The following is a 21,138-nucleotide window of genomic DNA, read 5'->3' as shown; positions in this document are numbered from 1 at the left end:
TATTGAATAATGCTATACTTTTTTATCTTATAAAGCTGAAATAGAGAACCTGTTTTTTACTAATTTCCTTATAAAAGCTTTTGTATAGAAGAAAGACAGGTTGTTTTTACGAAATTTTATGATTTTTTGCCAAAGTTTAAAAAAAGTTTATGTTTTGTTTTTCGTTGGTCTTACCAAATTTACTTTTTCTTTGCTTCGCTAATCATCCTGAAATATTCATAAACTCAAGATAAATATGACAAAACTTAAATTATTTTTCCTATGTATTGTATGCAGTGGATTGATTTTCGGACAAAGTAATTCAGAAATCAAGAAGCTTGAAGATTTTGCTAAAATGTATTCTGTGGTAAGGCATTTTCATCCAAGTGATGAGTCTGCAAACTTTAATTGGGACTTGTTCGCAATGTATGGAGTAGAAGAAATATTGAAAACGAAGAATCAAAAGGAATTTGAAATAAAGATAAAGGAACTTTTTCTTCCATTGGCACCCTCTGTTACGTATGGTAAAAATGAATATCAATGGGATAAAACCGGAACGAAGCCTGTCTATTGGGTAAATAAAGGGCTAGGAAATGATTCTCAAAAAAAAACATATGACAGAAAAAGAAAAAATGTAGACAGCATTGATTTTAATATAGGAAGTATCCCTATTCCGCAACCGTTTTATACTCTAAAACTTTCCAATAATTTTTCGCCAATTATTCCTCTTATTGTTTACTCTAAAAATAATAAAACTTTTCCTGAAGGAAACCTTAATGGATATCAAAGTTTGAAATCAAAAACTTTTGACCGAAATACAGCTCTTGCGAATATGATCATCATGTGGTCCGGGCTGAGGCATTTTTTTCCTTATCAGGATGAAATGAAACTGGATTGGGATAAAATATTGAAAGAAGGTCTTATTTCAGCCTATCAGAACAAAAATGAAGAGGAAAATTATTTTACGCTTAGAAAGATATCACATTATTTCAATGATGGACATATGTGGATTTCTTATCCGGACTATTTCAAATTGAATTACTTTTCACCAGGAATAAAAACAAGATATATGAGAACAACAAAACAACTTGTTGTTACCAAAATTTTAGGAAATAATACTGAATTGAAAAAAGGAGATATAATAACTAAAATTGATGATAAAAACGTAGAATCGGTTATTGATAGTATTAAGCAATATTGGTCTGGTTCGGATCACTATAACACACAAAATGCTGTAAAGGAACTTTTTAAAGGAAAGGAAAATACTGCTGTTTCTATTAGTCTTGATAATGGTAATATTGTTTACCTAAAAAGAGACTTTAATACGATGAATCAAACTTTCTTTAGCTATGATAACGAAATTGAAATGCAGGAATTAAGAAATAATGTATTGTACATTAACCTACAGAATTTAAAAAAAATAACAGTAGAAAGTAAAATCGATTATATTAAGTCTTTTGGTAAAATTATTATTGATATTAGAGGTTATCCTAAGACGAGTAACGGTGGGGTAACAGCTATTTTAGCTACCTTCTTTCCAGATAGAAATAAAGTTAAATTTATGAGTTTTCCAAAAATTGAGAATCCATTTTACAATGATATTTCATATTCAAATTGGAAAGGATGGGATTTTAAGAAAAAAGAAGAACTCAATGCAAAAATAGTTTTATTGGTAAATGAAGGATGTGGCAGTTTTCAAGAGTCAATTGCTCAATATATCAAAGGAAATAACTATGCAACACTGATAGGAAGACCTACGGGAGGTGTGAATGGAAATATTAATCGTAGACCACTATTGAATACTATGGGATATTCTTTCACAGGGATGAAAGTAAGAAATCCTGATGGATCTTTGTTTCATACTATCGGAGTACAGCCTGATATTGTGGTGGAAGATAATCTTGAAGATATCAAAAACGGTAAAGATACTTTCATAGAGAAAGCTATTGATTTTCTGAATATGAAATGAATATATAAGTAATTCTTTATATAAAATTTTAGTATCCTATTTGTGATTTTCGCAAATAGGATATTTTTTTTAATGTGTTTTCACATTCAAAAATCTGCCTTGAGCAGATAATTTTGACTTATAATTTTAAAGTTAGAAGTTATGAAAACACAATTTTTTTTAATACCGATTCTTTTATTCTGTAATCTGATCTATGCATCAGACGCTATAAAAGTAGATTCTTTAAGACCTAAAGTTTTTGGATTTTCACCCTCAAAACATGTAAAAAATGTAAATGGTGTTTTATTTAAATATTTTGAAGAGGATGGTGATCTCGTTCCCAAGAAAGTAAACGGACTGGTTGTGGGAGCAAATATAGTGGGCATTTTTTATCCTTTTTTATTGGCTTTTAATTTACCGGATGTATTAAGTAAAGGAAGTTTGAACGATGACTATGAAGTTGTTTCTGAAAATAAAATGAATAAAATCAATGGACTTCAGTTATCTCTAATTAATATGGAACCTACAATAACCAATGGTTTGGAAATCAATGTTTCAAGTAATATAAATTCATATGCTATCACCAACGGAATGGCTGTTTCTCCACTTTATAATTTACATCACGAAATAAAAGGTGTTTCTGTCGCTCCTTTTACGAATGTAGGGCAGAAATGTAGAGGACTTCAAATATCATTGTATAACAGTTGTGAGGATTTTCGGGGAATACAGATCGGAGCATGGAATGAGAACGGGAAAAGAAAATTACCCTTTATCAATTGGAATTTTAGAAAACAAAAAAATCAAAAGCCATGAAAAAGTTTGCTTTAACGATTGTACTAATAATAATAGTTTTCAGTCTGAGTTCTTGTGTGAGTTTTGGGAAATCAATGATTAAAGATGATTTGCTGGAATTAAAAAAAGAAAATGTTCATATGATTGACGGAGAATATAATTACAATGGATATGAGTATGTAAGGAATAATAATGTGAAATCAGATAGAGCAGGGAATGTTGGAGATATACTTGATGTGAAAAGTTCATTAATTAATAATTGCGATCGGGTGAGGATAAAATCTGTACCATTGGTGAAAGACAAAATGTATGAGATACAGTTTGCCTTTTTAAAGGATAATGAAGTTAAATGTCTTTTTAAATATGATGCAGAGCTTAAAAAAGGAATGCTTTTACTTAAAAAAGGAATGCTTTTACTTAAAAACTACATTTCAAAATGCCACGGAGTTCCTTATTTATTAGGAGGCTGTCAGGTTTCTCAGTCAAGAATGGGATTGACAAAAAATCAAAATCTTCTTATTCAGAAATATAGGGATAATAGTGGTGCTTTACTACTTTTCTTCTGGTCCGGATACACAATCAATTATGCAGAAAAATATAAAAGAATTAATTAGAAAATACACTTATGAGAACAACATTTTTAATAATATGTCTTTTTCTAGTTCAAGGAATGACATATGCACAGGATTCTCTTGTTGCTACAAAAAATAAGGTGGTTTCAATAACACCTTTGAGTGGGAAAATAAAAGAAGTGAATGGACTTGCTGTAGGGTTGGGCGGAAGCCTTATGGATAATAATAGGTATGATCAGAAGATTAATGGCTTTAATTTGGAGCTTAATCCTTTAGGGCTTGTTATCTGGATGTTTTATGATCCATCAAAACCGAGAAATGATAGTAGTTTGCTTACTGTAAACGGGCTTAATATTTCAAGTGCAGGATATGGCAGAGAAGTAACTCATAACGGGGTGTCAGTATCCCTTTACAATTATAGCAAAAAAGTAAGCGGTATTTCGGTTTCGGGACTTATGAATTATATGGATAAAGGGAATGGTGTTTTCATTTCAATGATGGGGAATAATGTGGATGTATTGAAAGGTATGAGCATATCAGCTTTTAATTCGTCAGAAAAGATGGAAGGGTTACAAATTGGAGGATTCAATGGAGCGGATGAAATAAAAGGAGTTCAGATAGGCATCATTAACAAATCTAAAAAAGGAAAGGGACTTCAAATAGGACTATGGAACAAAAATGCCAAAAGAAGTCTTCCGGTTATTAATTTTTAAAAATAAAAAGATAAAAAATAGACCTCAACTTCTTCTTTTTAACCTGCTGGAAAGGGTAATGAAAACCTGTTTTTTTATTGAATACATTAAATAATTGATAAATGATTTTTTAAAGAAGGCGCAATCATCAAGTTGCGCCGTTTTTTTGTAACTTTGCAACCATTAATTTTTATACAAAAATTTATTATCAACAAATGAAAAAGCAAACGATCAAAGAAATCCTAAAGGATTACAAGAAAGTATTACATCATGACATTACAGTTTACGGATGGGTAAGATCATTCCGTGCTAATCGCTTTATAGCTCTTAATGATGGATCTACGATTAATAATTTGCAGATAGTTGTTGATTTCGAAAATTTTGATGAAGAGATCATCAAGAAAATTAGCACAGCTTCTTCCCTTAAAGTAGTAGGTGAAGTGGTGGAAAGTCAGGGAGCTGGTCAATCTGTGGAAATTGTTGCTAAAAAGATCATCGTTTTAGGAGATAACTTTACAGAAGAACTTCAAAACACGATCCTTCAGCCTAAAAAACATAGTCTGGAAAAACTTCGTGAGCAAGCGCACTTAAGATTCAGAACGAACTTATTCGGAGCTGTTTTCAGAGTACGTCACGCGGTAAGTTTTGCCGTTCACTCATTCTTCAACCAAAACCAATTTTTCTATATCAACACGCCGGTAATTACAGGGGCTGATGCAGAAGGTGCAGGAGAAATGTTTGGAGTAACGAACTTTGACCTGAACAATATGCCAAGAACTGAAGAAGGTGAAATTGATTTTGCTCAGGATTTCTTCGGAAGAAAAACGAATCTTACCGTTTCAGGACAGCTTGAAGGAGAAACAGCGGCAATGGGGTTAGGAAGAATCTATACATTCGGACCTACTTTCCGTGCTGAAAATTCAAATACAACAAGACACCTTGCAGAATTCTGGATGATTGAGCCGGAAGTAGCATTCAACAACCTTGAAGATAACATCGATCTTGCAGAAGATTTCTTAAAATATGTGATCCAGTATGTATTGGATAACTGTAAAGACGATCTTGAGTTCTTAGATAATCGTTTTGCAGAAGAACAAAAGACAAAACCGGAAAAAGAAAGAGCAAAAGAAGGTCTTATTGAAAAACTTCAGAATGTGGTAGCAAAGCGTTTCAAGCGTGTAAGCTATACAGAAGCTATCGAGATCTTATTGAACTCAAAAGAAAATAAGAAAGGGAAATTTGCTTATCCTGTTGAAAAATGGGGGGCTGATCTTCAGTCTGAGCACGAAAGATATTTAGTTGAAAAACACTTTGAGTGCCCGGTTGTATTATTCGATTATCCAAAAGAAATCAAAGCTTTCTATATGAAGCTGAACGAAGACAACAAAACAGTTGCTGCAATGGACGTTCTTTTCCCTGGTATCGGTGAAATCATCGGTGGATCAGAAAGAGAAGCAAGATTAGACGTATTAAAAGAGAAAATGGCAGATATGCATGTAGATGAGCATGAACTTTGGTGGTACCTTGATACCAGAAAATTCGGTTCTGTGCCTCATGCAGGCTTCGGTTTAGGGTTGGAAAGACTGGTTCTTTTCGTAACAGGAATGACAAACATCAGAGACGTGATTCCTTTCCCAAGAACGCCAAAAAGCGCTGAATTCTAGAGCAATAAAAAAAAGCCTTAACATTTGTTTAAGGCTTTTTTTATTTATTAATAGTTTATTATACTAGATGTATAAAGCAAAAATCATGCTAAATGTATTTTTTGTCAAATAAATTTATTAAATTCGTAGAATATGTTATGTTAAAACGCCAATATTAATATGCTTAAACAACACTTACAACTCAAATTAGGACAGAAGCTGGCACCTCAGCAGATCCAATTAATGAAGCTTATTCAGCTTCATACTCTTGAATTTGAAGAGGAGTTGGAGAGAGAGTTAGAAGAAAACCCTGCTTTGGAAATTGCAAAGGATGATTCTAAGGAAGATGAGTATTCTTCTTTGGAAGACGCTTATCAGGATGAGGGTACAGAAAGCATTGAGACAGACTTCGACGTTAATGAGTATATCTATGACGACGAACCAAGCTATAAAACCGCGTCCAGCAACTACTCTCCGGATGATGAGGAATTTGATAATGAAAGTCTCTTAACGGAAGGACAGTCATTGTATGATTATTTGATGGAACAGATTCATCTGGTGAATATCAACGATGAAGATCTTAAGATTGCAGAATATTTGATCGGAAACTTAGATACAGACGGATATTTAAGAAGAGAAATCAAATCTATTGTTGATGATCTGGCTTTCTCCCAAGGAATTTACACTACCAAAGAAAGAATAGAGGATATATTAGAAAACTATGTTCAGAAGCTTGACCCATCGGGTGTAGGTGCTCGAGGGCTGCAGGAATGTTTATTATTGCAGATTGAAAAGAAAGTAAGCTCTGATAAAGCGGTTTCCTTAGCTGCTAATATTCTGAGAAATCAGTTTGATGCTTTGACGAATAAGCACTACAATAAGATTATTCAGAAATATGATATTGAAGAAGATGATCTGAAGGATGCATTAGATGAGATTTCAAAATTATCACCAAAAGTTGGAGGAAACTTTGATACACAAACGATTACCATCAACCAGGAAATTATCCCGGATTTTGTGATTCAGGTGAAGGATGGGCAGGTAATTCCTATGCTTAACAGTAAAAATGCCCCTACTTTAAGAGTATCCGAGGAATATAAAGACATTCTGACAACATATTCCCACGATAAAAACTCTTCAGAACACAAACAAGCTGCTTTATTTATCAAGCAAAAACTGGATGCTGCAAAATGGTATATTGATGCAATTAATCAGCGTCAGAATACATTATTGCAGACCATTACGGCTATTGTAAAGTTCCAGAAAGATTACTTTATAACTGGTGATGAGAAATCTTTAAAGCCAATGATCTTGAAAGATGTTGCAGATATCACAGGATTTGATATTTCTACGATCTCAAGAGTGGTAAAAAGTAAATATGCTGATACTCCAAACGGTATTGTTTATCTTAAAGACTTATTCTCCGACAGTTTAACGAATGATGATGGAGAAGAAGTTTCTACAAAAGAAATTAAGACTCATCTTCAAGAAGTGATCAGTAAAGAGAATAAGAGAAAACCATTAACAGATGATGCTTTAGTGGTAATTTTAAAAGAACAGGGTTATAATATTGCAAGAAGAACGATTGCTAAATATCGTGAACAGCTCAATATTCCTGTAGCAAGATTAAGAAAAGAACTTTAAATAAAATAAAAAGCATTTCAAATCGAAATGCTTTTTATTTATACGTTATTAGTAGAACCATTCCGTCAAAAATTCTTTGAATTTTCGCCACTCCTACAGAGGAGAGGAAGTCCTTCAATGTAAGTGAAACTCTCGAAAAATCTTATAAACTTTCAATAGTAAAAATTAAGCTTTATAACTTTCCAGACCAAGTTCCTTCATAGAGATTTCCCGCATTTCCACTTTTCTTATTTTGCCGGAAATTGTCATTGGAAATTCATCCACAAACTTCCAGTACTTTGGAACTTTATAATGAGCAATTCTTCCCTTACAATATTCCAGAAGTTCGTCTTCGGTGATATTAAATCCTTTTCTCACTTTTACCCAAGCCATTACTTCTTCCCCGAATTTCTCGCTTGGAACTCCAATGATCTGTACATCTAAGATATGAGTATAGGTATATAAAAAGTCTTCAATTTCCTTAGGTGAGATATTTTCTCCACCACGAATAATTAAATCTTTAATTCTCCCCGAAATGGTAATATATCCGTCTTTATCCATTACAGCCATATCTCCGGTGTGCATCCATCGGGCATCGTCTAATACTTTTTTGGTGTTTTCAGGATCATTCCAATACTTTAGCATAACGGAATAGCCTCTTGTACAAAGTTCGCCATGCTCGCCACGTTTCAGAATTCTTCCATTTTCATCAACTATCTTTATTTCCAGATGATCCTGAACAGTTCCCACTGTGCTTACCTGTTTTTCTAGAGGAGTCCCAATTAAAGTCTGTGTAGATACAGGAGAAGTTTCCGTCATTCCATAACAGATGCTCATTTCTTTAATGTTCATAAGGTTTTCCACCTTTTTCATGATTTCCGGAGGGCATACAGAACCAGCCATTACTCCAGTTCTCAAGCTTGAAAAATCATAAGTGTCAAAATCCTTTACTGCCAATTCGGCAATGAACATGGTAGGAACCCCATATAAAGATGTACATTTTTCATCCGAAACCGTTTTTAAAGTAATATCGGGATCAAAGCTATCATTAGGTATAACCATACAGGCTCCGTGTGTTGTACAACATATATTTCCAATGACCATTCCGAAGCAGTGATAAAATGGTACAGGAATGCAGACACGGTCTTTCTCCGTATACTTTAATCGAATACCAATAAAATAACCATTGTTCAGAATGTTATGGTGTGAAAGAGTTACCCCTTTAGGAAAACCTGTAGTACCTGATGTGTATTGAATGTTCACAGGATCATCGAACTGTACATGTTCCTCAAAACTGTGAAGAACTTCATCTGATATCTCCTGTCCGTTGTTTACAAATGCTTCCCAGTTATCATCAAAGAAAATTTCATGTTCGAGGGTAGGACACACCTCTTTGGCGTATTCTACCATTTCTTTGTAATTGCTGGATTTAAAGCTTAAAGAAGAAAAAATAAAACGAATTTCAGACTGATTAAGAACATAAGTCAGCTCATGGGTTCTGTACGCGGGATTGATATTAACTAAAATAGTCCCAATTCTGGCGGTTGCATACTGTAATAATACCCATTCATAGCGGTTGGAAGACCATATTCCTATTCGGTCGCCGGCTTTTGCTCCTAAAAAGATCAGTGCTTTGGCAATAGCGGTTGTTTGGTTGTAAAATTCCTGGTAAGTAGCTCTGTAATCCTGATGAACGCAGACTAATGCTTCCTGATTGGGGTATTTTTCGACAGTACTTTTAAGGTTGGCTCCGATAGTCTGTCCTAATAATGGAACCTCTGAGGCTCCATAAACATAAGATAAAGGCATAGTAAAAAGATTTGGTGAAATAAAATTAACAATAATATCTTGAACTATAGCCTATGGATTCTAATTTTCCTGTGAGTTTATTTCTTTAAGTTGTTTCAGATTTTTATCAAGTTTTTTAATAATACTACCATATACCAGTCTGTAGTAAACCCAGATCATGGATATGGCAAGTAAAGTACTGACTATGATTCCGACAATAAAGATGGTAAGGTTGGAACTGGTAGGCTGTATATTCTGAGAATTTAAAGTATAAAATATGAAAGATGTTAAGACAAGCATAAATGCAATCAATAATACAATACTGATGAGGATGAATGCATTGACTGTTTTTTTGAAATTAATAATTCGGGTAATAAGCCCTTTCAGATTTTCTTCAATTTTGATTCTACGGTAATTTTGATAGAATTTCAGAACGAAATAGGCTGTGATTAATAAGCTTAGGATTTTTATAGCAAGATAAGCATGCCCGAAATTATTTTCCACTTCAGGAGCTTCTTGTGCCCCAAGTCTTTCAAGCATTTTACGGAAATTGTCTGATTCTTCTTCCTGAAAAAAGTAAAATAATCCCGCAACGGAAAAGAACAGAAATTCTACAACGCTGATCCAGAAAATATATTTTATATAATTACGTGACTTTCTGTTCAACATCTGAAGGATCTCAAGGTTGTCATATTTTGGCTGAACAGGTTGTTCCTGCCATGTTTTCTTAAAGCTATCTAAATCAAATTCAGGCATATTTTTCCATCTGTTCTTTAAGGGTTTTCTTTAATCTGTTCATTTTCACGCGTGCATTCACTTCGGTGATTCCGAGGTTTTCTGCAATATCCTTGTAAGGCAGATCATCAAGATACATCATGACAATGGCTCTTTCTATATTAGGAAGAGTCTTGATTACAGTATACAAAAGCGATATCTGTTGTTGTTTTTCATCGTCATCTTCCACAAAATCTTTATGGTTGATGTCCAGTTCATTGGTTGGGAGGCTTTTGCTTTTTTTTCTAAAGAGGGTAATGGCTGTATTAAGCGCTACACGGTACATCCATGTGGAAATTTTGGAATTCCCTTTAAAAGAATCATAACTTCTCCAAAGCTGTAAGACAATCTCCTGAAAAAGATCCTCTTCGTCTTCCAGAGAATTGGTATATAGGCGCGATACCTTAATAATCAGACCCTGATTATCTTTGATAAGCTGCGCAAATTCTTTCTCTCTGGAATCCATAGATGTATAATGCCACGAAGATAATAATAATGTAGGAATCAGTGAAAAATATAATGCAAAATCGTAAAGAGGCAAAAAACATAAAAATTGTATTTACAAATCAATGTCATTTGCATAGAGGCAAAACGGCTTTGCCATTTCGCTTTTTTACCTTTTTACCATGAAATTTGCGTATCTTTGCCCTACGAGAAAATCGGCTTGTTGATTTCCCGTTTTACGGGAGGTAGGAAAGTCCGGACACCATAGAGCAGCAAAGCGGATAACATCCGTCACCCGTGAGGGTAGGACAAGTGCAACAGAAAGGAAGTACAGTTCGGCTGTAGTGAAACCAGGTAAACTCTTTGCGGTGCAATGGTAAGTATATCGGTTCTTTTCAGTAATGGAAATAGGGGCGGCTCGTCCTGAAAACCGAGGGGTAATCAGCTCAAGTCTTGCAGCAATGTAAGACGTAGATAAATAACAGGCACTTCTTCGGAAGTACAAAATCCGGCTTATAGGTTTTCTCGTAATTTTTTAATCATCATAAATTGCGATAAAAAAATCCTCAGAACTATCTGAGGATTTTTATTTATTCGTTTTCCAGTATTTTTTTGGATTCTAAAAGTCCCTGTTTATCTTTTTCAGACAGCTGAGGATACTTAAGATTCATTTTTTCAAGAGTATCTATGATAATCTGGATGGCAGCCATTCTTGCAAACCATTTATTGTCAGCAGGAAGTACATACCATGGTGCATGATCCTTTGAGGTTTCATTGATAGCCGTTTCGTATACCTCCATATATTGATCAAATAAAGCTCTTTCCGGAAGATCACCTGAAGAGAATTTCCAGTTTTTATCAGGCTCGTTTATTCTATCCAGAAGCCTTTTCTTTTGTTCATCTTTGGATACATGTAAGAAAATTTTAATGATGGTTGTTCCATTCTGAGCAAGATGTTTTTCAAAATTTCGTATGCTTTCATAACGGTTTTCCCAGAATTTATTGTCAAAATCTTTTATAGAAGACCAGGTTTTTTCACTTAAATTATATTCAGGATGAACCTTACACACCAAAACACTTTCATAATGAGAACGATTAAATATTCCTATCATACCTTTTTGAGGCAAAGCAAGATAATGTCTCCATAAAAAATCATGAGAATATTCTTTCGAACTTGGAGTTTTAAAGCTTGTTACATTACAACCCTGAGGATTTACCCCACCAAAAACATGCTCAATCATACTGTCTTTGCCTGCCGCATCCATAGCTTGAAGTACTACAAGAAGAGACTGGCTTCCATCAGCATAAAGCTTTTCCTGAAGCTCACGAAGTTTTTCCTTTTCCTGAATTAATAATTGTGTGCCTTCTTCTTTTGTAAGTTTTCCTTTATAAGCTGTAGCCGCTTTTTTTATTGAAAATTTTCCGTTTACTTTAAAATCGTCTGAGAAATTGGTGTCCATATATTTTTTGATTAAAAGATTAAAAGATTAAAAGATTAAAAGATTAAAAGATTAAAAGATTAAAAGATTAAAAGATTAAAAGATTAAAAGATTAAAAGATTAAAAGATTTTTTTGATAAATTTTAAGTGATACCATCTTCCATCAATAGAGGTGGGCTTTAGCCCGCCTAAATAATGAAGTAAATTCCACAGGCTTTAGCCAAAACCTAACAGGCATATCAAATTGCAATAATTAATCCAAAATAATTATAATATCTAACATAAATGTAATAAAAAAACCGCCTCTGATAGAGACGGTTTCCTTATTTTTTAAGTAGAGCTTACTTCGCAGCAGTTTTTTTAGCTATTTTAGCAGCCTTTTTCTCAGCTTTAGCAGCTTCTTTCTGTTCAGCAGGAGTCAATACTTTTGCTTCTGGAGCGCTAGGATCTACATTACCTTTGATATAGATTACACTTCTGCTGTTTGCAGGGTCATTAGAGAACACTTCAATCATTTTGTTGAATCCTCCTGTAAGAGCAGTGTTGTATCCAACTTTGATTTTAGCAGATTTTCCCGGCATGATCGGATCTTGGCTGAACTCAGGAGTTGTACATCCACAAGAAGGTTTAACGTTTGAAAGAATCAAAGGCTTGTCACCTGTGTTCGTTACAGTAAAAAATCTTGTACCTTCAGAATTTGGCTTAATAGTACCATAGTCAAAAGTAGTTTTATCAAACGTAATAGTTTGTGCAGATGCTAAAGCAAATGTTCCGAATAATGCAATTCCTGCGATTAATTTCTTCATATTCTTGAATGTTAATATGTTTGTTAGATAAATTTTGTGAAACAAAGTTAAAAATTATTTTAATTCATGCTTAAAAATTTTTTTCTTTAGACTATTTTTGCAAATTGCAAGCCAAAGAAATAGAATTTATGCAGATTTCAGAAAAGTACAATCCACAGGAAACAGAACAAAAATGGTACAATTACTGGTTGGAAAACAAATATTTCCACTCAGAGCCTAATGACAAACCACCATATACCATTGTGATTCCGCCACCAAACGTGACGGGGATACTACACATGGGGCATATGTTGAACAATACCATCCAAGATGTTCTGGTCCGTCGTGCAAGAATGCGCGGGTTTAATGCTTGTTGGATTCCGGGAACAGATCACGCTTCCATTGCTACCGAAGCTAAAGTTGTTGCTAAATTGAAGTCTGAAGGAGTCAATAAGTCAGACATTACCCGTGAACAATTCCTTGAGCACGCTTGGGAATGGACTAATAAATACGGAGGAACAATCCTTGAACAGCTTAAAAAATTAGGGTGTTCTTGTGATTGGGACAGAACCCGTTTTACAATGGAAGACAAGCTTTCACAGCAGGTTATCAAAAGCTTTGTAGACCTTTACAATAAAGGATTAATCTACAGAGGTTACAGAATGGTAAACTGGGATCCGGAAGCAAAAACTAATATTTCAGATGAAGAGGTAATATTTAAAGAGCAGAACGGAAAATTATATTTCCTTAAATATAAGATTGAAGGTTCAGAAGAGTTCCTTTCAGTAGCCACTACACGTCCTGAAACAATTTTCGGGGATACTGCCGTGTGTATCAATCCTAATGATGAAAGATACGCTCACTTAAAGGGTAAAAATGTAATCGTACCAATTGTTGACAGGGTAATTCCTATCATTGAGGATGAATATGTTGACATCGAGTTCGGAACAGGTGCTTTGAAAATCACTCCGGCACACGATATTAATGACTACGAAATCGGACAGAAACATCAGTTAAAGATGATTGATGCTTTGGATGATGACGGAAACCTTAACGAACATGGTTTACATTATGCCGGAAAAAACAGGTTTGATGTAAGAAAACAAATCGCAAAAGAATTAGAAGAAAAAGATCTTTTATTAAAAGCAGAAGACTACGTAAATAAAGTAGGTACTTCCGAAAGAACCGGAGTTGTTATTGAACCGAAAGTTTCAGTACAGTGGTTCCTTAAAATGTCTGAAATCGCTAAACCTGCTTTAGATGTAGTGATGGATGATGAGGTGAAGTTCTATCCTGAGAAATTCAAAAATACCTATAAGCACTGGATGGAAAACATCCGCGACTGGAATATTTCACGTCAGCTTTGGTGGGGACAACAGATTCCTGCATATTATTATGGGACAGGAGATGAAGATTTTGTAGTAGCTGAAACAAAAGAAGAAGCTTTAGAATTAGCAAAACAAAAGACAGGAAACCAGGATTTAACAATAGAAGGACTTAGACAGGATGATGATGCTTTAGATACATGGTTCTCTTCATGGTTGTGGCCAATGTCTGTATTCGATGGATTACTTGATCCTGAAAATAAAGATATCAATTATTATTACCCGACTTCTGACCTGGTAACAGGACCGGATATTATTTTCTTCTGGGTAGCAAGAATGATCATGGCTGGATTGGAATACAGAAAAGAAGTTCCTTTCAAAAATGTTTACTTCACAGGAATTGTAAGAGATAAGCAGAGAAGAAAGATGTCAAAATCTTTAGGAAACTCTCCAGACCCTCTTGAATTGATGGATAAATATGGTGCTGATGGTGTTCGTGTAGGAATTCTATTAAGTTCTGCAGCAGGAAACGACCTTCTTTTTGATGAAGATCTGATGCTTCAGGGAAGAAATTTCATGACAAAGATCTGGAATGCATTCCGTCTGATCAACATGTGGAATCATGAAGATAAACCAGCAATAGCTACAGACAACCAGGCAATAGAATGGTTTGAAAATAAATTAAATAAAACAATCGCTGAAATTAATGATCAGTTTGAGAAATTCAGAATTTCTGATGCTCTTCACTTGATCTATAAATTAATTTGGGATGATTTTTGCGGTTGGTATCTTGAAGCGATCAAGCCTAACTACGGAGAAGGTATTTCTAAAGAAGTGTATAATAAAACAATATACTTCTTTGAAGAACTGATGAAATTACTTCATCCTTTCATGCCTTTCTTAACGGAAGAATTATGGCAGACGATTTCAGAAAGAAGCATTGAGGAAGCTTTAATGATTGCTCAACAGAAAGAAGCAGGTGCATTTGATGAAACAATTATTAAAAACTTTGAAACGGCAGCAGAACTCATCTCCGGAGTAAGAAATTACCGTCAGACAAAAGGTATTTCACCAAGAGAAGCAGCTGAAATATATACCAACGCCTCTGAATTTGCTAATGATGCAGTAATAAGAAAACTTGCTAATGTTTCTGAAATTCACTTCGGACAGAAAACAGATAAGCCAAGCTTTACATTCCTGGTTGGAGCAACGGAAGTTTCAATTCCTTTAAGTGAAAACCTTGATTTAGGAGAAGAAAAAACTAAAACTGAAGAAGAATTGAAGTATCTGAAAGGATTCTTAATTTCAGTAGATAAAAAGCTTTCCAATGAAAAGTTTGTTGCTAATGCAAAACCTGAAGTTGTAGAGGTAGAGCGTAAGAAACAAAAAGATGCTCTTGATAAGATTGCAATCTTGGAAGAGAAGCTGAAAAGTTTGTAAATAAACATAAACCCAATTGGGTAGAGTAGTTGTTGGAATGTCAGGCTGAGCGGAGTCGAAGTCTTGGAATAAAATGAAACAGTATTTTGTATATATTTTAAAATGTTCTGACAACTCTTATTATACAGGAGTTACAAATGATATTGAAGTTAGGTTATCTCAACATCAGTCAGGTAAATTTCCTGAAAGTTATACATATAAAAGAAGACCGGTTGAACTAGTCTTCTTTTATGTATTTAATGACATAATTCAAGCAATTGCGTTTGAAAAACAAGTAAAAGGTTGGAGTAGAAAGAAAAAGGAAGCCATTATCAATGATAATTGGGATAAATTAAAAGAATTATCTGTTTGCCAAAATAAAAGTCATTCAGATAATTTTGAAAATAAAACCCCAAAAGGCTTCGACTCCGCTCAGCCTGACACTCATATTAAGTAATAGAATAAAATGACACATATAGAAAACATAAAAAAACTATTCTCGAGAGACTTTGTAGAAAGTCCGTTGTTAGAAAGTTTTGAAGTAGGGAAAATCTATCTTTCCAGTGGAAAATTAGTTGCCTGTGATCCTTTGATCACAAATGATATGCTCCCTTTTTCTACAGAATTTCCTAAAGGAGAATTTTCTGTTACCTTACATAAAGAAAGAGAAAGCAATTGTGTAGCGTATGCGGAAATTGTTTTCAATGCCAAAGAAATCGTAGATTGGAAGTTAGCAACTACCGCAGGACAGAATATCAAAGAGCTTGCTGAAGAAGAAGTTTTCGGTTATCCTGTAGAAAGTGGAATGGGATGCTTTATGGATGTTGATACACAACACAGTCTTAATGAGCTGGAGCAAAAACTTTATCATAATAAAGGAGGAGACTTTATGGGAATCTATGAAGAATTTTTCCATGAATATTTCTTTGATGAAAACGGAGCGATAGATCAATATGCATTTTTAAAACCGTCAGAATTACACCCTGGAACTATATTTGCTTTTGAGACAGGATACGGAGAAGGTTTTTATGCCAGCTATATCGCTTATGATAAGGATAAATCTCCTGTAAAGATAATTACTGAATTTATTGAAATTAGTTAAGTAAAATTAGTTATTTTTGAAAGTAGAATTTTTGTCTGTTATTAATTTTAAAACTAACATAAAACACAATGAATTTCTCATCAGAACAACCCAAAATTATTGTTGTAGGCAGTTCTTCAATAGATCTGGTTTTAGAAACCGAGAAGCTACCTTTACCTAATGAAACTGTATTAGCAGTGAATTCAGACAGCTATTTTGGAGGAAAAGGGGCTAATCAGGCAGTGGGTACAGCAAGACTTGGAGCGAGTGTTTACTTTGTAGGTTGTGTGGGAATGGATCCTTTGGGACAACAGATTATGAGAAATCTTGTGGGAGAAAACGTGAATGTAGGTTTTGTTCATGAAACAGATAAAGAATCTACAGGTACTGCTTATGTAACCACTTGTGGAGGAAATGCTGCTATTGTAGTAGTTCCTGCCGCAAATAAATATCTTAGCAAATCTCATATTGATGAAGCAGACCGTTATTTCCATACGGCAGATCTGGTGTTGGTGCAGCTTGAGGTTTCTATGGAAGTAGTAGAGTATACAGTGAAAAAAGCCAAAAAATACGGTAAAAAAGTAGGTTTGTATGCATCACCTGCAATGAGAGTCAGTGAAGAAATTATTGAAAACGTTGATTTTATTGTGGCAAAAAGCAGCGAACTGTATATTATTTTTGGTGAAGAGCAGAGAGAAGAAGTACTTAGAAAATATTTTAATAAGGTTTTCGTAAGAGATGATGCGAATTCAACCATTTATTTTGATGGTACAGAAATGAAATATTACAGAAACAATAACGAAAAGTCTGTATATAAAATGGGAATGGGAGACGCATTTACTTCAGGATTTGCCATTGCGCTTTGTCATGGAAACTCCGTGGAAGAATGTGTAAAGTTTGGAAATGAAGTTTCATCACGAGTTTCCAGAGGTAAAGGTTCTCAGACTGGGCTACCAAGAATTTCAGATTTTCTGTCTTAAAGCTATTTACGACATATCAAAAAATCAAAACTTAACATAAAAATATATTGAAAATGTCCACTTTTATAGTGGATTTTTTCTTTTTATCCTATGGAAAAACTAATATTGACTACAGAAGACCATGCCTCTCTCTCCGTTCATCTTTTTCGTCCTGAAAAAAATAATGGAAAACTATTGCTTATCAATTCTGCAACTGGTGTAAAACAACAGGTATACTTTTCTTTTGCCAAATACTTTTCCGAGCAGGGATTCACCGTAATCACTTATGACTATAGAGGAATAGGGCTTTCTAAACCTAAAGAAATGAAAGGATTTCACGGGTCTATGAGGATTTGGGGTTCACAGGATTTTAAAACTTTAACTCAATATATCAAAACCCACTTTTCAGAATATAGAAAGTTTTGTTTAGGGCATTCTGTAGGCGCATTGATCCTTGGTATGAATAAAGACTCGGAAATGTTTGAAGAGCTTGTATTCGTAGGAACTCAGAATGCTTTTGTTGGTAACTTGAGATTGAAAACTAAAATAGAAGCTTATCTGGGATTCGGAATTGTTCAGCCTTTAACTACTTCGTTATTAGGCTATTTTCCGGCAAATTGGTTTGGGCTTGGAGAAAGTCTTCCAAAAAATTGCGCATATGACTGGAGAACCTTAATTTTAAATAAGAAATCAACCAACCGATTGCTGGAGAAAATTGATGATTATTCTAAAAATTTAACGCAGAAAGTCTTTGTAATTCGAGCTGAAGATGATGTATGGCTTACGGAAAAAGGGGTATTAAGCTTATTGAATAATACATATCCTAACCTTAAACCTACCTACAGACTTGTAAAAACTTCCGAATCTGAGAAAAAAGAGATTGGACATGTCAACTTTTTTAGAAGCTACAATCATAAACTCTGGGATATTATTTTAAATGAACTGATAGATAAATGAAAAGTACGATTGAAAACACCGTAGAATTTGTAAAAGAAAAGTTAGAGGGAGCAGAAGCTGGACACGATTGGTTCCATATTGAAAGAGTCTGGAAACTGGCAAGAAAAATTGCAGAAACAGAAGATTGCGACCAGGAAGTGGTAGAATTATCAGCATTGTTGCATGATATTGCTGATCCTAAATTTCACAACGGAGATGAGACGATAGCTCCAAGAATATCAAGAGAGTTTTTAGAATCACAAAATGTTCCAAACGAAACCATTGAAAAAGTTTTGTTTGTCATTGAAAATATATCATTTAAAAACAGAGGAAATGCTCCGGTAAATCCATCTCTGGAATTGCAGATTGTACAGGATGCAGACCGTATTGATGCTATAGGAGCAATTGGAATTGCAAGAACTTTTAATTTTGGAGGATTTAAGAATAATCCAATGTACGATCCCGCAGTTCAGCCAAGTTTGAATATGTCTAAAGAAGAGTATAAAAAATCAAACGGAACAACGATCAATCATTTCTATGAGAAATTATTACTTCTAAAAGATCTGATGAATACTGAAAAAGGAAAAAAAATGGCCGAAGAAAGACATGATTATATGCTGAATTTCCTCGACCAGTTTTATAAAGAATGGAATGTAGATTAAAAAATATTATATCCAAAAATTAAGGAGAAAGATTTAATATCTGCATGTGGAAGATCCTTATCCAATATATTGCTGCGGGTATTAAATCTTGCTTCTAAACTATACTTACTGTTATAATTATACCCTACTCCGAAAGACGCGTTTCTGAAGCTTTGAGTAGATGCCAATTCTAACTTGTCAAATACAAACCCATCATAATCTACATCTATAGAAGAAGGAGAGCTCGTTTTTATAGTAAAGACATTGATGCTGGCATTTACAAATATCTTTGATTTATCATTGATATACATATAATGTCTTACTCCTAGAGGAATACTAATAGATGAATAACTATCCATTGTTATATTATATAGATTGTCATTAGTACGGATCGTTGCCTTTTTATTAGAATACTGAGAGAAGGTTGGCTCCAGAATAACAGACCATTTATTTCTGTTAAAAGGAAGGATCAGCTCTGCTTCAACACCAATTCTAAAATTAGTTTTTGATGATAAAAGTTCAGGAGAAGGATATGACTCTTCCAGTTTTAGAGGAGAGTAAAAGTTAACTCCAGGTCTTATATTAAGATTGAACTTCACTTCTTTTTTCTTAGTAGAAACTACTACATCAGACTGACTGTTTGAACTTCCTGTTGTTTTACTGTTATAATCATTGAAGATTTTTGTTAAGCTGGATGTAGAATATTGTGTCCTGTCTACTTTAGATAGTGTGCTTGTGTTATCTGCAAAAAGAGTTTTCAACTGATCTAAATACTCATCATTCGTTGCAACTAATGATTTATTACCATCCAATAAATATTTTTTATAGATCAAAGGTTGTATAACAGAGTCTGAAGCAGAATAAAAATATCTGGTAATATGACCTTTATAAGTGTATAGTTTTTTATTTCCAGAGGCAATTTCCTTTAAAAATACTGAGCTTTTAACAAGTTTAGGTTCTTTGCTGTGAGTAAGACTGGCAATATCATCGGAAGAATAATCAATGTCACCATTATAAGTAACATATTTTGAATCATTGTAAACACCGAACTCTTTAATATTAGAAGTTGTTCCAGTAGATTCCTGAGCGTTATCATTACTTTTATAGCTGAACGAATCCGGATTACTTACCCATCCTTTGTTTTTGATAAGTACTTCTGTTTTTACATTATCATTATTAATAATGTAGCCTTTTTCATATTTTACTTGAGCATACATAGAAGTTATGCTCAAAAAAGCAAATACTGAAAATACGTTTTTCATGGTTATTAAAATTTGACGGCAAATATAAATAAAATATAGATTAAGTATCTTTGTAAAATATGACACTGATTATTTTTATAATATTTCTAGCTTCAGTTTTGTCTTTAATGCTGTTTAAGGTCAAATCAGGAAGGATGGCAAAATGGGCAAGACTGTTTCGCATTGTGACAGTGGTTTCCTCAATCTCTGTTTTTACGTATTGGTTTATCAAAAAAAGTGCAGTAGCATTTGTAGATAATTCCGTAGGATTGCAGGTTGTTAATAAGCTTCCTCAGGCTTTGGATTTCTATCTTGTTAATGTCAATAAGATTGATAAGAATACCGTACTTGAGCCTAAACATATTGGTAAAATACGTCCTGAATATTACAGAATAGAATATCTGAAAATGGATAAGTCTGATGAATATTGGATTGTAGGGTATCTCGGAAAAAAGAATCTGGTATACTTTTCTCAGCATTCTGTTCCTAATAAGAATATAGATCAGATTGTGGAAGTACAGAATTATATTAATCAAAGTATGAAACTTTCGGAAGCAGCGAAGAAACAGGTAGACGCTTATAATTATGAAAACACTAAGCTTGGGATATGGATAACATTAGATTTCCTTCTTCTTTTTCTGAATCTGGTATTGCTTCTGAAGAAAAATAAATAGTAAACTTATATTTGCTCTCGCAGATTTTACTGATGGTAGATGATTGATTATTCTACTTTAATTGGTGAAATCTGCGAGAGTTTTTATTAAGGATAATCAAGGATCTGCATGATTCGTTCCTTGAATTCCTCAGGACAATTCTTTATGATCTTGTCTTTACTTTGATTGCTGATTTGTTGAGGTTCCAGCCATTCAGTCTTATTGGAGTTTAAACTGTGATTATCATATACTCTTTTTATGGTACGGTTCTCATAAAAAGTATATTCATCACCAAGCCAATTGCTCGCAATACTGATTTTGCAAATTTCCTTTTCCATGACGTTAATTTTTTTAAGTTCACCACATTCGTCAAAATATGGTATACCCTAATGTATATATTTTTC

Annotated in this window: 20 protein-coding genes and 1 other RNA gene; 14 read left to right on the top strand and 7 right to left on the bottom strand. The window is 33.9% G+C overall.

Annotated features, from left to right (window positions below):
• Positions 1 to 235 precede the first annotated feature (235 nt).
• From BW983_RS06690 to rpoN, 6 genes are all read left to right on the top strand, one after another.
• The gene (locus BW983_RS06690; RefSeq protein ID WP_084184370.1) at positions 236 to 1,948 is read left to right on the top strand and encodes a S41 family peptidase; all 1,713 of its coding nucleotides are present in this window, start codon (positions 236 to 238) and stop codon (positions 1,946 to 1,948) included.
• Between the two features lie 141 nt (positions 1,949 to 2,089).
• Positions 2,090 to 2,740 (top strand): hypothetical protein, encoded by a 651-nt coding sequence (locus BW983_RS06685; protein ID WP_076551050.1) that lies wholly within the window; start codon positions 2,090 to 2,092, stop codon positions 2,738 to 2,740.
• The gene (locus BW983_RS06680) at positions 2,737 to 3,333 is read left to right on the top strand and encodes a hypothetical protein (protein ID WP_228408976.1); all 597 of its coding nucleotides are present in this window, start codon (positions 2,737 to 2,739) and stop codon (positions 3,331 to 3,333) included. Before BW983_RS06685 ends, BW983_RS06680 begins: the two co-directional genes overlap by 4 nt.
• An 11-nt stretch (positions 3,334 to 3,344) precedes the next feature.
• Positions 3,345 to 4,004 (top strand): LA_2272 family surface repeat-containing protein, encoded by a 660-nt coding sequence (locus tag BW983_RS06675; protein ID WP_076551046.1) that lies wholly within the window; start codon positions 3,345 to 3,347, stop codon positions 4,002 to 4,004.
• 194 nt (positions 4,005 to 4,198) lie between these two features.
• Positions 4,199 to 5,647, top strand: coding sequence for an asparagine--tRNA ligase (gene asnS / locus BW983_RS06670; protein ID WP_076551044.1), 1,449 nt, complete (start codon positions 4,199 to 4,201; stop codon positions 5,645 to 5,647).
• A gap of 159 nt (positions 5,648 to 5,806) precedes the next feature.
• Positions 5,807 to 7,270 carry an RNA polymerase factor sigma-54 gene (rpoN, locus tag BW983_RS06665; RefSeq protein WP_076551042.1) on the top strand — a complete coding sequence of 488 codons (1,464 nt, stop codon included), beginning with the start codon at positions 5,807 to 5,809 and terminating at the stop codon, positions 7,268 to 7,270.
• Positions 7,271 to 7,435: 165 nt separating this feature from the next.
• Here the strand turns inward: rpoN and BW983_RS06660 are convergent, their stop codons facing one another.
• Genes BW983_RS06660 through BW983_RS06650 form a run of 3 tightly spaced genes read right to left on the bottom strand, consistent with a single transcriptional unit; the run spans position 7,436 to position 10,277 of the window.
• Positions 7,436 to 9,058 (bottom strand): AMP-binding protein, encoded by a 1,623-nt coding sequence (locus tag BW983_RS06660; protein WP_076551040.1) that lies wholly within the window; start codon positions 9,056 to 9,058, stop codon positions 7,436 to 7,438.
• Between the two features lie 60 nt (positions 9,059 to 9,118).
• On the bottom strand, positions 9,119 to 9,793 hold the full coding sequence (locus BW983_RS06655) for an MFS transporter (protein ID WP_076551038.1): 675 nt from the start codon (positions 9,791 to 9,793) through the stop codon (positions 9,119 to 9,121).
• Positions 9,786 to 10,277: an RNA polymerase sigma factor gene (locus tag BW983_RS06650; protein WP_045500386.1), complete on the bottom strand. Its 492-nt coding sequence runs from the start codon at positions 10,275 to 10,277 to the stop codon at positions 9,786 to 9,788. Before BW983_RS06650 ends, BW983_RS06655 begins: the two co-directional genes overlap by 8 nt.
• Before the next feature lie 185 nt (positions 10,278 to 10,462).
• On the opposite strand from BW983_RS06650, the gene rnpB reads away from it, so the two are divergent.
• Positions 10,463 to 10,787: RNase P RNA component class A (rnpB, locus tag BW983_RS06645), an RNA gene on the top strand.
• Positions 10,788 to 10,845: 58 nt separating this feature from the next.
• Here rnpB and BW983_RS06640 read toward each other — a convergent pair.
• Positions 10,846 to 11,715, bottom strand: coding sequence for a polyphosphate kinase 2 family protein (locus tag BW983_RS06640; RefSeq protein ID WP_076551037.1), 870 nt, complete (start codon positions 11,713 to 11,715; stop codon positions 10,846 to 10,848).
• A 320-nt stretch (positions 11,716 to 12,035) separates the two neighbouring features.
• Entirely contained in the window at positions 12,036 to 12,500 is a 465-nt protein-coding gene (locus BW983_RS06635; protein ID WP_076551035.1) for a DUF1573 domain-containing protein, read from the bottom strand.
• A 128-nt stretch (positions 12,501 to 12,628) separates the two neighbouring features.
• Here BW983_RS06635 and BW983_RS06630 point away from each other — a divergent pair, with 128 nt between their 5' ends.
• The 6 genes from BW983_RS06630 to BW983_RS06605 all read left to right on the top strand — a co-directional run bounded on the left by BW983_RS06630 (position 12,629) and on the right by BW983_RS06605 (position 18,861).
• Entirely contained in the window at positions 12,629 to 15,244 is a 2,616-nt protein-coding gene (locus tag BW983_RS06630) for a valine--tRNA ligase (RefSeq protein WP_076551033.1), read from the top strand.
• Between the two features lie 73 nt (positions 15,245 to 15,317).
• The gene (locus tag BW983_RS06625; protein WP_076551032.1) at positions 15,318 to 15,680 is read left to right on the top strand and encodes a GIY-YIG nuclease family protein; all 363 of its coding nucleotides are present in this window, start codon (positions 15,318 to 15,320) and stop codon (positions 15,678 to 15,680) included.
• 9 nt (positions 15,681 to 15,689) lie between these two features.
• A complete protein-coding gene (locus tag BW983_RS06620) occupies positions 15,690 to 16,325 on the top strand; it encodes a DUF4241 domain-containing protein (RefSeq protein WP_076551030.1) in 636 nt (211 codons plus the stop codon).
• Positions 16,326 to 16,393: 68 nt separating this feature from the next.
• A complete protein-coding gene (locus tag BW983_RS06615; protein ID WP_076551029.1) occupies positions 16,394 to 17,284 on the top strand; it encodes a ribokinase in 891 nt (296 codons plus the stop codon).
• A 90-nt stretch (positions 17,285 to 17,374) separates the two neighbouring features.
• Positions 17,375 to 18,220: an alpha/beta hydrolase family protein gene (locus BW983_RS06610; RefSeq protein WP_076551027.1), complete on the top strand. Its 846-nt coding sequence runs from the start codon at positions 17,375 to 17,377 to the stop codon at positions 18,218 to 18,220.
• Positions 18,217 to 18,861, top strand: a complete 645-nt coding sequence (locus BW983_RS06605) for an HD domain-containing protein (protein WP_076551026.1) — start codon at positions 18,217 to 18,219, stop codon at positions 18,859 to 18,861. Before BW983_RS06610 ends, BW983_RS06605 begins: the two co-directional genes overlap by 4 nt.
• Here BW983_RS06605 and BW983_RS06600 read toward each other — a convergent pair.
• Entirely contained in the window at positions 18,858 to 20,102 is a 1,245-nt protein-coding gene (locus BW983_RS06600; RefSeq protein WP_076551024.1) for a porin family protein, read from the bottom strand. The genes BW983_RS06605 and BW983_RS06600 overlap by 4 nt on opposite strands.
• A 134-nt stretch (positions 20,103 to 20,236) precedes the next feature.
• Here BW983_RS06600 and BW983_RS06595 point away from each other — a divergent pair, with 134 nt between their 5' ends.
• On the top strand, positions 20,237 to 20,755 hold the full coding sequence (locus BW983_RS06595) for a hypothetical protein (protein ID WP_076551756.1): 519 nt from the start codon (positions 20,237 to 20,239) through the stop codon (positions 20,753 to 20,755).
• A gap of 86 nt (positions 20,756 to 20,841) precedes the next feature.
• Here the strand turns inward: BW983_RS06595 and BW983_RS06590 are convergent, their stop codons facing one another.
• Positions 20,842 to 21,072 carry a hypothetical protein gene (locus BW983_RS06590; RefSeq protein WP_076551023.1) on the bottom strand — a complete coding sequence of 77 codons (231 nt, stop codon included), beginning with the start codon at positions 21,070 to 21,072 and terminating at the stop codon, positions 20,842 to 20,844.
• Between the last annotated feature and the right edge of the window lie 66 nt (positions 21,073 to 21,138).

Origin of the sequence: Chryseobacterium ureilyticum, from assembly GCF_900156735.1 — a bacterium.
Taxonomy (GTDB): domain Bacteria; phylum Bacteroidota; class Bacteroidia; order Flavobacteriales; family Weeksellaceae; genus Chryseobacterium; species Chryseobacterium ureilyticum.
The sequence above is the reverse complement of the archived record's forward strand: the minus strand, read 5'-3'. Positions and strand labels throughout refer to the sequence as shown.